General features: G+C 71.3%; 13 protein-coding genes. 8 read left to right on the top strand and 5 right to left on the bottom strand.

Going from position 1 to position 14,415, the window contains the following annotated elements:
- The first annotated feature begins 79 nt into the window (after nt 1-79).
- A complete protein-coding gene (locus MWN52_RS19305; RefSeq protein ID WP_130520284.1) occupies nt 80-988 on the top strand; it encodes a LysR family transcriptional regulator in 909 nt (302 codons plus the stop codon).
- Nucleotides 989-1,043: 55 nt separating this feature from the next.
- Here the strand turns inward: MWN52_RS19305 and MWN52_RS19300 are convergent, their stop codons facing one another.
- On the bottom strand, nt 1,044-2,264 hold the full coding sequence (locus MWN52_RS19300; protein WP_286575925.1) for a serine hydrolase domain-containing protein: 1,221 nt from the start codon (nt 2,262-2,264) through the stop codon (nt 1,044-1,046).
- A gap of 162 nt (nt 2,265-2,426) precedes the next feature.
- Here MWN52_RS19300 and MWN52_RS19295 point away from each other — a divergent pair, with 162 nt between their 5' ends.
- Nucleotides 2,427-3,761, top strand: a complete 1,335-nt coding sequence (locus tag MWN52_RS19295; protein WP_286575924.1) for an APC family permease — start codon at nt 2,427-2,429, stop codon at nt 3,759-3,761.
- 104 nt (nt 3,762-3,865) lie between these two features.
- Nucleotides 3,866-5,140 (top strand): S41 family peptidase, encoded by a 1,275-nt coding sequence (locus MWN52_RS19290; protein WP_286575923.1) that lies wholly within the window; start codon nt 3,866-3,868, stop codon nt 5,138-5,140.
- 27 nt (nt 5,141-5,167) lie between these two features.
- On the opposite strand, the gene MWN52_RS19285 is transcribed toward MWN52_RS19290, so the two are convergent.
- The 4 genes from MWN52_RS19285 to MWN52_RS19270 form a co-directional block, all read right to left on the bottom strand.
- Nucleotides 5,168-5,923, bottom strand: coding sequence for a glutathione S-transferase family protein (locus MWN52_RS19285; RefSeq protein WP_130524176.1), 756 nt, complete (start codon nt 5,921-5,923; stop codon nt 5,168-5,170).
- Between the two features lie 316 nt (nt 5,924-6,239).
- Nucleotides 6,240-7,091: a formyltetrahydrofolate deformylase gene (purU, locus tag MWN52_RS19280; RefSeq protein ID WP_286575922.1), complete on the bottom strand. Its 852-nt coding sequence runs from the start codon at nt 7,089-7,091 to the stop codon at nt 6,240-6,242.
- Nucleotides 7,092-7,135: 44 nt separating this feature from the next.
- Nucleotides 7,136-7,561 carry an XVIPCD domain-containing protein gene (locus MWN52_RS19275; RefSeq protein WP_130524254.1) on the bottom strand — a complete coding sequence of 142 codons (426 nt, stop codon included), beginning with the start codon at nt 7,559-7,561 and terminating at the stop codon, nt 7,136-7,138.
- Between the two features lie 159 nt (nt 7,562-7,720).
- Entirely contained in the window at nt 7,721-8,593 is an 873-nt protein-coding gene (locus MWN52_RS19270; RefSeq protein WP_286575921.1) for an NAD(P)-dependent oxidoreductase, read from the bottom strand.
- A 244-nt stretch (nt 8,594-8,837) separates the two neighbouring features.
- Between MWN52_RS19270 and MWN52_RS19265 the strand changes: the two genes are divergently transcribed.
- From MWN52_RS19265 to MWN52_RS19245, 5 genes are read left to right on the top strand one after another with little or no spacing between them, the layout of a single operon-like run.
- Nucleotides 8,838-9,896, top strand: coding sequence for a LacI family DNA-binding transcriptional regulator (locus MWN52_RS19265; protein ID WP_286575920.1), 1,059 nt, complete (start codon nt 8,838-8,840; stop codon nt 9,894-9,896).
- Nucleotides 9,893-11,059, top strand: a complete 1,167-nt coding sequence (locus MWN52_RS19260) for an L-dopachrome tautomerase-related protein (RefSeq protein WP_286575919.1) — start codon at nt 9,893-9,895, stop codon at nt 11,057-11,059. The genes MWN52_RS19265 and MWN52_RS19260 overlap by 4 nt, the downstream gene beginning before the upstream one ends.
- Nucleotides 11,060-11,103: 44 nt before the next feature.
- A complete protein-coding gene (locus MWN52_RS19255; protein ID WP_286575918.1) occupies nt 11,104-12,258 on the top strand; it encodes an aldo/keto reductase in 1,155 nt (384 codons plus the stop codon).
- Nucleotides 12,255-13,628 (top strand): cytochrome c, encoded by a 1,374-nt coding sequence (locus tag MWN52_RS19250; protein ID WP_286575917.1) that lies wholly within the window; start codon nt 12,255-12,257, stop codon nt 13,626-13,628. Before MWN52_RS19255 ends, MWN52_RS19250 begins: the two co-directional genes overlap by 4 nt.
- Nucleotides 13,629-13,656: 28 nt before the next feature.
- The gene (locus MWN52_RS19245) at nt 13,657-14,403 is read left to right on the top strand and encodes a gluconate 2-dehydrogenase subunit 3 family protein (RefSeq protein ID WP_286575916.1); all 747 of its coding nucleotides are present in this window, start codon (nt 13,657-13,659) and stop codon (nt 14,401-14,403) included.
- Nucleotides 14,404-14,415 lie beyond the last annotated feature (12 nt).

The raw sequence follows: 14,415 nt of genomic DNA, 5'->3' as shown, positions 1-14,415 counted from the left end.
GGGAGGGCGACAGTCTGGAACTGGCGGACCTGCGGATAAACCGGGATGATCCGGATCGTCCTTGAAGCAAGGCTTCACAATGGCCGCCTATCCGCTGCCCGCCGTCGTCGCCTTCGCCTGCGTGGCCCGGCACGGCAACTTCACCCGCGCCGCCGCCGAGCTGGGCGTGTCCACCTCGGCGCTGTCGCAGAGCGTTCGCGCGCTGGAGGGCCAGCTGGGCGTGCGCCTGCTGGCCCGCACCACGCGCCGGGTGGGCCTGACCGAGCATGGCGAGCGCTTCCTGCAGCGGGTCGCGCCCGGCCTGCAGCAGATCGACGCCGCCTTCGCCGACCTGGACTTCCTGCGCGACCGGCCCGCCGGGACGCTGCGCATCAACCTGGCCGCGGTGGCGGCCGAACAGCTGGTGTGCCCGTATCTGCCGGAGTTCCTGGCGCGCTACCCGGAGGTGACGGTGGAGCTGTTCGTCGACCGCCGCCTGGCCGACATCGTCGAGGGCCACTTCGACGCCGGCATCCGCCTGGGCGAATGCCTGCAGCGCGACATGGTGGCCCTGCCGCTGGGCCCGCTGCAGCGGCAGACCATCGTGGGCACGCCGGCCTATCTGGACCGGCACGGCGTGCCGGCCACGCCCGATGACCTGGCGGGGCACGCCTGCCTGCGCTGGCGCCGCAGCGACGGCCGGATGCAGCCCTGGGAGTTCACCCGCGACGGCCGCGATTTCGAGATGGAGGTCGATGGCCCGCTGGTGGTCAACGACACCGTGCTCGGCCTGGACGCGCTGCGGCGCGGGCTGGGGCTGGGGCAGGTGTTCGCCTGGCAGGTGCGCGAGGACATCGCCGCCGGCCGCCTGCGCAGCGTGCTGGACGACTGGCAGGCGCCGTTTCCGGGCTGGTACGTCTATTACCCGCAGCGCGAGCACCTGGCGCCCAAGCTGCGGGTGTTCATCGACTTCCTGCGCGAGCGGCTGGCTGGCGCGCCGTGCCCGTAGCCGCGACGGCCGCGCTCGCGCGCCGCAGACCTTCGCGCAGGGCGCGCCGCCGCCCTCAGGGCTGGGAAGAGGGCACCGTGCGGCCGTACACCGCATCGCGCACCTGGCCGACCAGCGGGCCGGACATGCCTTCGAAGGCGGTGTCGGTCAGCAGGATCACGCTGAGCCTGTTGGCCGGGTCGACGAACCAGTTATGCCCGTAGGCGCCCCCCCACTGCAGCGTGCCCTTGCCCTGCGGGCTGTGCGCGGCGGCCGGATCGTCCAGCACCGCCCAGCCGTAGCCGAAGCCCCAGCCGGGGCCCTGCGTCTGCGCCTGGGCGCCGACCTGGTCGCGGCGCGCGTCGGCCAGCGTGGCGGGCTTGAGCAGGCCGCCGCTGCCGGTGCGCACGAACTCCAGCAGGCGCAGATAGTCGTCGGCGGTGCCGATCATGCCGGCGCCGCCGGACGGGAAGGCCTTGGCGTCGAAGGCGCGCCTGGGCGAGAAGCGCACCGCCGACCCCAGGCCTTCGGGCAGGGGCACGTCCATGTTCTCGGTCATCCGCAGCGGCGGGTGGCCATCGGCATAGGGCACGGCCAGCGGCGTGCCGGGCGCGGCGACGAAGGCGAGGTGATCCAGCCGCAGCGGCCCGGTCACCAGGGCGTGCACGGCCTCCGGCAACGGCGTTCCGGTGACCTGTTCGATCACCGCGCCGACCACGTCGATGCCCAGCGAATAGCGCCAGCCCTGGCCCGGCGGGAAGTACAGCGGCGCCTGCGCCAGGCGCTTGAGGTTGTCCTCCAGGCCCAGGCCCGCATCGTCCAGGCCGTCGGACACGCCCAGCCGCGCGTAGACGCCCTCGGCCGGTTCCTCGAAGCGATAGCCCAGCCCGGCGGTGTGGGTGAGCAGCTGGGCCAGGGTGATGGCCGGCGCGGTGCCATCGGCCAGCCGCGGTCGGAACCACGGCAGGTAGCGCGTCACCGGCGCCTGCAGCTCCAGCCTGCCTTGTTCGGCCAGGCGCAGCGCGGCCAGCGTCACCACCGGCTTGGTCATCGACGCCAGCCGGAACGGCGTGTCCGGCGTCATCGGCGTGCCCGCCTCGCGGTCGGCCTGGCCCACCGCGCGTCGATACACCACCTGCCCGTCGCGGGCCACCAGCACCACCGCGCCGACGATGCGCTGTTCGGCCACGGCCGTGTCGAGCACGGCGTCCAGGCGCTTGGCCAGCGCGGGATCGGGCGGCGCAGGCGTCGGCGTGGCGAGCATCCCGCCCAGCAGCAGACCGGTCAGCGCAAGCATTGGACACCTCTCGACTCGCAACGGAAGCGGGCCGATCATGCGCGCCGCGTTCGGGCCCGCTCAACGACGCCTGGGCAACGCGGTATTCCATGCGGGGCACGTGGACCATGGCATGGCGCGGGCGGGCATGCGACGCTGCCGCGTCTTCCCAGCGCCGCGCCCATGTCCGCCTCCACCCCGACCAAACCCCTGCAGGGCGACGCCGCCCTGATCCGCGCCGTGGGCGCCTTCGCCCTGACCGCGGCGGTGATCAACATCATCGTCGGCGGCGGCATCTTCCGCATGCCGGCCGCGCTGTCGCTGCAGATGGGGCCGACCGCGCCGCTGGCGCTGCTGGTCGGCGCGCTGGCGGTGATCCCGGTGACGCTGTGCTTCGCCGCCATCGGCAGCCGCGCCAGCGCCACTGGCGGGCCGTACACCTATGTGGGCACCGCGTTCGGCCCGTTCGCCGGCTTTATCACCGGCGCGCTGATGTGGATCGGCAACGTCGCCTCCAGCGCGGGCGTGGCCGCGGCCTTCGCCACCCAGGTCGCCAACCTGGTGCCGGCGCTCGCCGGCCCGGGCGCGCGCATGGGGCTGATCGCGGCGCTGTATGCGGTGCTGTTCGCGCTCAACGCCTTCGGCGTCAAGCTGGGCGCGCGCGCGATCGCGGTGCTGGCCACGGTCAAGCTCACGCCCCTGTTTCTGCTGGTGGCGTGCGGGATCTGGTTCGTGGACTGGAGCCAGGTCAGCTTCCTGCCGGGCGAGGTGCCATCGTGGAGCGCGCTGGGCATGTCGATGGTGCTGGTGATCTTCGCCTACTCGGGCGTGGAGACCGCGCTGATCCCCTCGGGCGAGGTGCGCGACCCGTCGCGCAACGTGCCGCGCGCGACGCTGGCGGCCATTCTTCTGGTGGTGGTGTTGTACCTGGGCCTGCAGATCGTCAGCCAGGGCCTGCTCGGGCCCGCGCTGGCGCACAGCGGCGTGCCGCTGGCCGACACCGCCGCGGCCCTGTGGGCGCCGGCGCGCGCGCTGCTGCTGATCACTGCCTGCGTGTCGATGGCCGGCTTCGTACTGGGCAATCTGCTGGCGTCCTCGCGCTCGCTGTTCGCGCTGGGGCGCGACGGCTTCCTGCCGTCGGCCTTCGCCCGGGTCAGCGCGCGCCACCGCGTGCCGCTGCTGGCGCTGGCGGTGCACGCGTCGATCGCGCTGGCGCTGGCCCTGGGCGGCAGCTTCGATGCGCTGGTACTGGTCTCCGGCGGCGCCAACTGCCTGGTCTACCTGCTGGTCTCCATCGCCGCCTGGCAGGCCCAGCGCCTGGACCTGCGCGAGCGCGGCGAACCCTTCGTGCTGTGGGGCGGGCCGCTGGTGCCGGTGCTGGCGGTCGGGTCGATGGCGGCCATCGTCACCACGCTGACGCGCAAGGAATGGCAGGCCATCGGCGTGGCGCTGCTGATCCTGGTGCTGATCTATGCCGTGCTGCGCGCGATGGGGCGCAAGGTGCGCGCGCCGGAGTAAACACGTAAAAGCAAGCATTCTCCAGCACTGGTAGGGCGGTGATAAAAAAGGTTCGTGCGTTCCAGCGGGGCCTGGACGATGAACTTTTCTTCCAAGGAATGAAAATGATGCCTATCAAGCGACTCACTCTCTGGCTCCTGTGCGCGGTATGCATTCATGTCTCCGCCGCAAACGCAGTCGAACCGCAGCGTTGGACCGAAAAGGAGAGACTACATCTGGTCAATCTGGCGATCGGACTGGTAAGTCATCCTCAAGTTTACGGCGCACATCCTTGGCAAAGCCTGGATTCGGAGCGGCTCTTCGAAATTTACCTGCGGGAGCTCTCCAAGCGCGGCAAGATAAAGATGGCGATCGCCGGAGATACACAGAAATTTCGGGGCGAATTCTCCAGTGGAGCGTGGAGGAGCGACCTAAGTCCTGTTTATACGCTCTATGCGGATCAAGAGCAGAGTGGCGCCGTCATCAGTGAGGCGGATAAAGATGAGGCCATCTCCATCCTGATATCCGCGATCGCGGGGCTTCAGTACCGGAATAATGTTTTCTCGGTCGGCGGAAAACCTTACTCGGTATCCGATAAGGCCGCCCGAAATGACACGATACCCACGACTTCCAGCATGATGGGAAACATCGCCATCGTCCGGCCTGGAAACAAAAGCATTACGACAGCCGTCCTCTTGCCGAATACTGCCGATTTGGGCGCCGAGCTCAAGGCACTCGGTCGGCACGATGCCGATGGCATGATCGTCGATCTGCGGTCGCATCCGGGATTCGGCCTGAAGGATCTGCTTGCGCTCGTGGGACTATTCGCTGGAGAAGGGCCCGCGATGCAGATCAAAGCAGCGAACGGCGCGGTTGATCGTGTGAATTCAACAGGAAAACAGGTCTGGCATCGACCCGTCGCGGTTTTGGTCGATCAAGATACCGGGAGCGGCGCCGAGGCATTCGCGGCTGTTCTGCAGGATAGAAGTCGTGCGCTGATCATCGGTCGACGCACAGCAGGCGACATGAGGATCAGAAGCAATATCCTGATGAGCGATCCGGCTGAAAAATCCGCAAATGACCAGGTGGAAGTAACGGTCGTCGTCGCGGAATTATTTAGGCTCGATGGCATGCCCATCGATGGCGCTGGTGTAGAGCCCGACATCCGGCTCGGTCCTGTGGAGGCCAAGCCCAGCGAGACAAGTCGCCTGGAGACGATTTCGCCTTGGCCAGGGCTGGCCCGGAGGAAGGACGCAAAAGTGGATACACCCGGTTCGCACGACGGGCCTTCCTGCCCGCCTCGACAAGGTTCGGTCGACGTTTGCCTGCAGAACGCCGTGCAGGCATTCCAGCAGGCGCTCGCAACGCAGCGTGGCCATGAGGGCAATGCGGACAGTTGACATCGCGCGTGATTCACGAGCGCGGCGCTAGTCCAGCCGCATCACACCCTTGCGCGCCACCTCGGTGCCCAGCGTGGCCTCGCTGAGCGGTTCGCCGAGCGAACGCAGCAGCGCGCGCTGTTCGCTCAACGGCGTGCGGGCGATGGTGTCCTCGATGCCGGCCAGACGCGCGAACTCCGGCAGCGTCAGCACGCGCCGCAGCCAGGCCGCGGTGCGCGGCCAGCGGGCGGCGTCCACTTCCACGCGCACCATCGCCGCGTTGCGGAAGAACGCGGCGATGGCGATGTCGGCGATCGACAGCGCGCCGAGCAGGAAGCCGTCCTGCGGCATCTGCGCCTCCAGCCAGTCCAGGCTGGCGGGCAGGGCCACGTCGCGGGCGTGGTTGAAGCGCGCCTCGTCCACGGGCTCCTTGAACAGGAAGCGCTTGGGCCCGCGCTGATAGAACAGGTCGGCGACGATCACCTCGCCCAGGCGGGCATCGGCGTACTCCTCCAGCCAGCGCGCCTGCGCGCGTTCGCCGATGTCGGCCGGGTACACCGAGGGGCTGGGGTGGCGATCCTCCAGGTACTGGCAGATCACGCTGGAGTCGTTGATCACGCGCGCGCCGTCGATCAGCACCGGGACGCGGCGCAGCGGGCTGATGCGCTGGAAGGCATCGCCGCCGACGAACGGGGCGATCGGGTCGATGGTGTAGCGCAGGCCCTTGAGCGCCATCACCACCAGCACCTTGCGCACGTAGGGCGACACATAGCTGCCCACCACGTGATAGATCGGATCGCTCATCGCACCCTCCCGGATCGAAGCAGAAGCGCAAGCCTACCGGCTTGTGGTGGTGGTTGTTGCCACCTGTAGAGCGGAGCTTGCTCCGCTGGGGCCTTCTCTACGAACCCAACGAAGGGCAGCGGAGTCCCCAGGAGGGGATTGCCACAAGCTCCGCTCTACAAGGAAGGCGCGAGGTGAGCGGGAGAGAAGGTTGTCCCAGAAAGCTGGAAGCCTCAGCGCTTGCGCTTCTCCAGCAGCAGCTTGATGCCCACCGCGACCAGCGCGATCACGAAACCCGCCGCCAGCGCGATCAGGATCAGCAGCAGCCACGCGCCCATCAGCGGAACACCACGGTGCGGTGGCCGTTGAGCAGGATGCGGTGCTCGACATGGCGGCGCACCGCGCGCGCCAGCACCAGCGATTCGGTATCGCTGCCCAGGCGCACCAGCTCGCGCGGCGTCATGGCGTGGTCCACGCGCGCCACGTCCTGCTCGATGATCGGGCCCTCGTCCAGGTCCGGGGTGACGTAGTGCGCGGTGGCGCCGATGATCTTGACCCCGCGCGCGTGCGCCTGGTGATACGGCTGGGCGCCCTTGAAGCTGGGCAGGAAGCTGTGGTGGATGTTGATCGCGCGTCCGGCCAGCGCCGCGCACAGCGCCGGCGAAAGGATCTGCATGTAGCGCGCCAGCACCACCAGGTCGATGCGCTCGCGTTCGACCAGGTCCAGGATCGCGCGCTCCTGTGTGGCGCGCGTGGCCGCATCGACCGGCAGGTAATGGAACGGCACGTCATAGGACGCCGCCAGCGGGGCGAAGTCCTCGTGGTTGGAGGCCACCGCGGCGATGTCCACCTTCAGCTGGCGGCTGTGCGCGCGGAACAGCAGGTCGTTGAGGCAGTGGCCGTGCTTGCTCACCAGCACCAGCAGGCGCGCGCGGGCCTGCGCGTCGTGCAGCTGCCAGTCCATGTCGAAGGCGGCGCCCAGTTCGGCCAGCCGCGCGCGCAGCGTCTCGGGCTCCAGCGCCTCGGGCCGGTCGAAGTGCACGCGCAGGAAGAAGCGTCCGCTGTCGGCATCGCCGAACTGCTGCGCATCGAGGATGTTGCAGCCGGCGTCGAACAGCAGGCCGCTCACGCGGTAGACGATGCCGGTGCGGTCCGGGCAGGAGAGGGTGAGGATGTGGTCGCGGGGCATAGGGCGGGCATCTTACGCACAGGCCCACCGCGGCGGCGACGGTTTCAGTCGGTGCCGTCTTCGCCGCGGCCGCGGCGCTGGCGCCGCCGGCGCGCGTTGGCCTCGTCCAGCCGGCGCAGCGAGTCGGCCACGGGCGTGGCGGTGGCCTCGTCGGTGGTGATGAAGGCGCGCTTGTGGCCGGGATCGTCCAGCCGGCCCTGCACCAGGAACACGTGCTCGCCCTGTTCGACCAGGCCGATGTGGCGGCTCAGCACCACGTGGTCCACGCGCCTGAAGCCCTGCTCGCGCGCCAGCGGCATCAGCCGGGCGATCATGCGCGCGCTGGCCGCGTCCGGCGTGCGCCCGGCCTCGGCATCGAGCCGGTGCACGCCGCGCGCGATCTGGGTGTAGAGGCGGTGTTCGGGGTGCTCGGGATGTTCCGGGCCGATCACCTCGGAGGACTGCGCCTGCACCGGTGCCGAGGCCCTCATCGCGGCCATGCGCCGTGCCGGTGGTGGATGTCCCTGGATGCGTGCATGTGTCCTTCCGTTGAACGCGCCGTCGTGCCGAGCGCCTGCGCACCTTAGTCGCAGCGCGCCGCGCGGCTCAAGCCGCGCCGCGGCGATCCGCGACGCAGGTCCGCCGCGCGCCTAGGCCTGCCCGGCGCGGCGGGCGGAGACCTTGGCCAGCGCCGACCAATCCAGTTCGCCATCGCCCTGGGCGATGCCTTCGAGCAAGCCGTCGCGCAGGGTGCTGGCGATGGGCATGGGCACATGCTTCGCCTCGCCGGCGGCCAGGGCCAGGCGCACGTCCTTCAGGCCCAGGGTCATCTTGAAGCCGGCCGGCGAGTACTGCTGGCGTGCGATCAGCCCGCCATAGCCCTGGTAGGCGGGCGCGGCGAACACGGTGGAGGTGAGCATGGCCAGGAAATCCGCCGGCGCCACGTCGTGCCCGCGCACCAGCGCGCCGGCCTCGGCCATGGTGCCGATGGCGCTGGCCAGGCAGAAGTTGGCCGCCAGCTTGACCGCATTGGCCTGCTCGGGCCGGACGCCGAAGTGCCAGGTCCTGGCGCCCAGCACATCCAGCAGCGGCTGCACCCGGGCGATGTCCGCGGGCTCGCCGCCGGCCAGGATGTTGAGCTTGCCGGCCTGCGCCACGTCCACGCGGCCCAGCACCGGCGCGGCCACGTAGGCCACTCCGCGCGCGGCGTGCGCCTGGGCCAGTTCGTGTGCGAAGGCGACCGAGACGGTGGCCATGTTCACGTGGATCGCGCCCTTTGGCAGGGCGTCGAGCAGGCCGCTGTCCAGCACACTCTCGCGCACTGCCTGGTCGTGGGCCAGCATCGAGATCAGCACCGGTGCGGCGGCCTGGCGCGGGGTGTCGCAGGCGTGGGCGCCTTCGCCGGCCAGGGGTTCGCGCGGGGCGGCGCCGCGATTCCAGACGCGCAGGCTGTGGCCGGCCTTGAGCAGATTGCGCGCCATCGGCGCGCCCATCGTGCCCAGGCCCAGGAATCCGATGTCCATCGTGAAGGTCGCTTCGGGGGAACGGGGAGCACCAGTGTCGACCCGCGCCGGTATGGGAGGCGCGAAGCACGCCCCGGGTGCGGCACCGCCTGACGGGCTCGTGCGCGGTTTCATGCGGTGATCGCGTCCCGGGCTGGTATGGTTGCGCAACCATCCACGCTTTGATCGCCATGTCCGCCCCCCGGTTTACCCCAGGCTGTCCCGGCTTCGGCCCGCGCTGCGCGCTCGCTTCGCGGGGGGCCGCGTGAGCGGCGCACGCGTCGGCAAGCGGCCGGTCACGCTCAAGGACGTGGCCGCGCGGGCCGGCGTGGGGGCGATCACGGTCTCGCGCGCGCTGCGCGAGCCGGCCGCGGTCTCGGCCGCCCTGCGCGCCCGCATCGAACAGGCCGTGGCCGAACTGGGCTACGTCGCCAATCACGCCGCCAGCAGCATGGCCGCCGGCCACAGCCGGATCGTGCCGGTGGTGGTGCCCACCCTGGCCCATCCGGTGTACGTGCCGTTCCTGGACGGGGTCAACGCCGTCCTGGACGAGCAGGGCTACCAGGTCCTGCTGGGCACCACCGAGTACCGTCAGGACCGCGAGGCGCGCCTGGTCGAGGGCCTGCTGGGCTGGGCGCCGGCCGGGCTGCTGCTGGCCGGCGTCGACCACACGCCGGCCCTGCGTGCGCGGCTGCAGGCGCTGGCGCGCACCCGGCCGCTGGTGGAATTCATGGACCTGGACGGCGAGCCGATCGACCTGATGGTGGGCTTCTCGCATCGGGCGGTGGGCCGGGCGGTGGCCGACTGGTTCGCCGATCGCGGCTTCCGCCACATCGCCATCGTCAGCACCGGCGCCGAGCACGACCTGCGCGCCGCGCGCCGTGCGCAGGCCTTCGCCGAGGCGCTGGCGGCGCGTGGGCTGCGCAACGACTACATCCTCGATGGCCAGGGCCCCTCGTCCATCGCCGGCGGCGGCCTGCTGCTGGCCGAGCTGTTGCGGCGCCATCCGCAGGTCCAGGCGGTGTTCCTGGCCAACGACGACCTGGCCGCCGGCGCCCTGTTCGAGGCCCAGCGCCGGGGCCTGCGCGTGCCGCAGGACCTGGCGCTGATGGGCTTCAACGATGCGCCGATCGCCGCGGCCGTGGTGCCGGCGCTGTCCTCGGTGGCCGTGGACCGGCGCGGCATGGGCCACACCGTGGCCACGCTGCTGCTTGAGCGCCTGGCCGGCGCCACGCCGCAGGCGCGCGTGATCGACACCGGCTTTTCCATCGTGGCGCGCGCCAGCACCGACGCGCCGCCGCGCCCGACCGGAGACCTGACATGACTCCCTTGCGCGCCGCGTTTGCGCTGGCCTGCCTGCTGTCCCCGCTGCTGGCCTGGGCCGGCGAGGCGCACGACCCGGCCGCGCTGCCGGTCGGCCAGCTGGAGGTGGTGGCCCGCTTCGACGGACCCGGCCCCTCGGGCATCGCGGTGACGCCGTCAGGACGGGTGTTCGTCGGCTTCCCGCGCCACGCCGAGAACCATGCCGGCATGACGCTGGGCGAGCTGGTGCAGGGGCGGCTGGTGCCGTTTCCCAATGCGGCCATGAGCCTGCCCTCGCAGGTGCCGGACGCGCAGCGGCTGGTCTCGGTGCACGGCATGACCACCGATGCCAAGGGCAATCTGTGGGTGATCGACGACGGCAAGCGCGCCGGCGTGCCGGGCATCCCGGACGGCGCGGCCAAGGTGGTGGGGTTCGACCCGGCCAGCGGGCGGGTGCTCGCCTCGGTGGTGCTCAAGGCGCCGACGCTGCTGCAGGACAGCCACATGAACGACCTGCGCGTGGACCTGAGCCATGGCGCCAAGGGCACGGCCTATGTCAGCGATTCCTCCTTCGGCACCTCGCCGGCGCTGGTGGTGGTGGACCTGGCCAGCGGGCGCCAGCGCCGCGTGCTGGCCCATCACCCCTCCACGCAGCCCGACCCGGGCTTCGTCGTCACCCTCGACGGCAAGCCCATGCGCTACAGCGCCAGGTCGCCGACCTTCCCGGTGGGCGGCGTGGATGCCGTCGCGCTGAGCCCCGACAACGGCACGCTCTACTTCGCGCCGCTGAGCAGCCGGCGCCTCTACAGCATCTCCACCGACGTGCTGGCCAACTTCGACAACGACGAGGCCACGCTCGCCGCCGCGGTGCGCGACCTGGGCGAGAAGGGCTTCGCCGATGGCATGGACAGCGACGCGCAGGGCCGGCTGTACATCACCGACAGCGAGCACGACGCGATCGTGCGGCGCTGGCCGGATGGGCACTTCGACGTGGTCGGCCGCGATCCGCGCATCGTCTGGCCCGACGGCATCGCGGCCACCGATCGGTACGTGTACGTGACCCTGGGCCAGTGGGACCGCCTGCCGAGCTTCAACGGCGGCAAGGACCTGCGCCAGCCGCCGTACCTGCTGGTGCGCCTGCCGACCGATCCGGCCGGTCCGCTCAGCGCGGCGGGTGCGCCATGAGCGCCTGCGCCGCCGATGTTCCCCTTTCGCCACTGGAGCACACCATGCTGCATCGCCGCCGTTTCCTGACCGCCGCCGCCGCCGGGACCGCCGCCCTGGCGGCCAGCCCGCTGCTGGCCCAGTCGACCGCGCCGGGGCCGGGCAGCGTGCTGCCGACCAAGGGGCGCGGCACCGGCGCCCCGCTGCCGTCCAATGCGCCGCGCAGCGGACGGTTCCGGCCGACCTCGCGCCTGGGCCTGGGCGGCGTGGCGATCGGCAACGGCTTCGCCCCGGCCACCGACGCGCAGAGCGAACAGACCCTGGCCGCGGCCTGGGCGGCGGGCGTGCGCTACTTCGACACCTCGCCCTGGTATGGGCTGGGGCTGAGCGAGCGCCGCTTCGGCCACCATCTGCACACCCATCCGGCCGATCGGTACGTGCTCTCCACCAAGGTCGGGCGGCTGCTCACCGCCACCGCCGGGCCGCTGCAGGAGACGATGTGGCAGTCGCCCTCGCCCTTTCGCTATGGCTACGACTACTCGGCCGCCGGCACGCGGCGCTCGGTGGAGGACAGCCTCAACCGGCTGGGGGTGGCGCAGCTGGACGTGGTGTTCATCCACGACCTGTCGCCGGACAACGAAGAAGATCTGGGCATGCCCTGGGAGCAGCGCTTCGCCGAGGCCGCCAAGGGCGCCATGCCCGAGCTGACCCGCATGCGCGAGGAGGGGCTGATCAAGGCCTGGGGCTTCGGCGTCAACCGGCCCGAACCGGCGCTACGCGCGATCGAGGAGGCCGACCCGGACATCTTCCTGCTGGCCTGCCAGTACTCGCTGCTGGATCACGCCAGGACCCTGCACGAGACCTTTCCGAAGATCGCCGCGCACGGCGCGTCGGTGGTGGTCGGTGCGCCGCTGCTGGCCGGCTATCTGGCCGGGCGCGATCGCTATCTATACGACGGCAAGGTGCCGGACTGGGCACCGGCCAAGCGCGCCAGGGTGCAGGCGGTGTGCGATCGCCACGGCGTGGACCTGCGCACGGTGGCGCTGCAGTTCGCCAACGCGCCGGCGGTGGTGTCGGCGGTGATCCCCGGCGCGCGCACGCCGGCGCAGGTGCAGGCCAACGTCGCCTCGATGGCGGTCGCGGTGCCGCAGGCACTGTGGGATGAGCTCAGGCACGAGGGCCTGATCGACGCCGACGCGCCGGTGCCGGCGGCGGCATGATGCGGAAGAAGCGTCTGTTCATCGCCGCGCTGGTGGCGGCGATCCTGTTCCTGTCGGCGTTCGCCATCGCGCTGCTGCCCACGCGGACCCGCGCCATCGCCCCGGTCGCGCAAGGGCAGGCCGCCGCGCTGCTGGAGCAGGGCCGCTATCTGGCCGCGGCCGGCGACTGCACCGCCTGCCATACGGCACAGGGCGGCGCACCGTTCGCCGGCGGTCTGCCGATCGCCTCGCCGATCGGCACCATCTACAGCACCAACATCACACCGGACCCGGACACCGGCATCGGTCGCTATTCGCTGGACCAGTTCGACCGCGCGCTGCGGCACGGCATCCGCGCCGACGGCGGCACGCTCTATCCGGCCATGCCGTATCCGTCCTATGCGCGCATCGGCGACGACGACGTGCGCGCGCTGTATGTCTATTTCATGCAGGGCGTAAAGCCGGTCGAACGCCACAACCAGCCCACCGGCATCGCCTGGCCGCTCAGCCTGCGCTGGCCGCTGGCGCTGTGGCGGCGCATGTTCGCGCCCTCGCCCGATGCGCTGGCGGCCAGGCCCGCGCTGGCGGATGCCCGGCTCGCCCGGGGCGCCTATCTGGTCGAAGGCCTGGGCCACTGCGGCAGCTGCCACACCCCGCGCGCGCTGACCATGCAGGAACAAGCGCTGGACGCCTCAAACAAGGCCTACCTGAGCGGCGGCCAGGTGATCGATGGCTGGACCGCCATCAACCTGCGTGGCGATGCGGGCAGCGGGCTGGGCGGCTGGTCCGAGCAGGACATCGTCGATTCGCTGCGCACCGGCCGCAATCCGCACGCGGGCACCATCGGCAGCCCGATGGGCGATGTCACCGTCCACAGCATGCAGTACCTGCGCGCGGACGATCTGCACGCCATCGCGGCCTACCTCAAGACCCTGCCGGCGCAGGATCCGGCGCATCCCGGCTTCCGCGCCGACCCGTCTACCGCCGCGGCCCTCGCGCAGGGCGAGGACGCTACGCCCGGCGCGGCGCTGTACCTGGACAACTGCGCCGGCTGCCACCGCAGCGACGGCGCCGGCGATACGCGCACCTTCCCGTCGATCGCCGGCAACCCCACCGTGCTGGCGCCCGCGCCGACCTCGCTGCTGCGCCTGATCCTGGACGGCAGCAGGATGCCGGCCACGCCGGCGGCGCCTTCGGACCTGGGCATGCCCGGCTTCGCCTGGCGGCTGGACGATGCGCAGGTCGCGCAGCTGGCCAGCTTCGTGCGCGCGGGCTGGGGCAATCGCGCCGACCCGGTCAGCGCCGCCCAGGTGCGCAAGGTCCGCGCCCAGCTCGAGCGCGAGCGCGCCGACCGCGCCAAACCCCACGACCCGACTTCCACGCGCGATTGATGCGCGCCGCTGCCCCTTGGTGACCCGCATGAGCAAGTCTCCCCAGACGCCCCAGGCCGATGCGCCGACCGCGACGACCCGCCGCGCCTTCCTGCGCCTGTCGCTGGCCGTGGCCCCGGCCGCGGTCGCCCTTGGCGCGTGCGACGGCCAGCAGGGCGAGGCCGGCCGGCGTGAAGGCGCCAGCGCCGCGGATCCCGCGCCTTATCAGCCCACGTATTTCAGCGCGGCCGAATGGGCCTGCCTGCAGGCCGTCGTGGCCCGGCTGATCCCCGGCGACGCCCAGGACCCGGGCGCGCTGGAGGCCGGCGTGCCCGAATACATCGACCGCCAGATGGGCACGCCCTGGGCGGCCGGGCGGTTGTGGTTCATGCAGGGGCCGTTTCAGCCCGATGCGCCGGCCACGCTGGGGTATCAGCTTCGGCTGGCGCCGCGCGAGCTCTACCGGCTGGGGCTGGCCGATCTGGACCAGGCCTGCCATGCCGCGCACGGCAAGGCCTTCGCCGAACTCGACGCCGCGCTGCAGGACGGCGTGCTGCAGCAGCTGGAAGCCGGCGCGCTGGCGCTGGCGCAGGTGCCGCCCAAGGCGCTGTTCGGCCTGCTGCTGGCCAACGCGCGCGAGGGCTTCTTCAGCGATCCGCGCCACGGCGGTAACCGCGACCTGGTGGGCTGGAAGCTGATCGGCTTCCCCGGCGCGCGCGCGGACTTCATGGACTGGGTCGAGCGCGACGTGGCCTATCCGCTGCCGCCGGTGTCCATCGACGGGGTGCGGGGCTGAGCCATGGCGACC

Source organism: Pseudoxanthomonas winnipegensis (assembly GCF_030322905.1).
Taxonomy (GTDB): Bacteria; Pseudomonadota; Gammaproteobacteria; order Xanthomonadales; family Xanthomonadaceae; genus Pseudoxanthomonas_A; species Pseudoxanthomonas_A winnipegensis.
The sequence above is the reverse complement of the archived record's forward strand: the minus strand, read 5'-3'. Positions and strand labels throughout refer to the sequence as shown.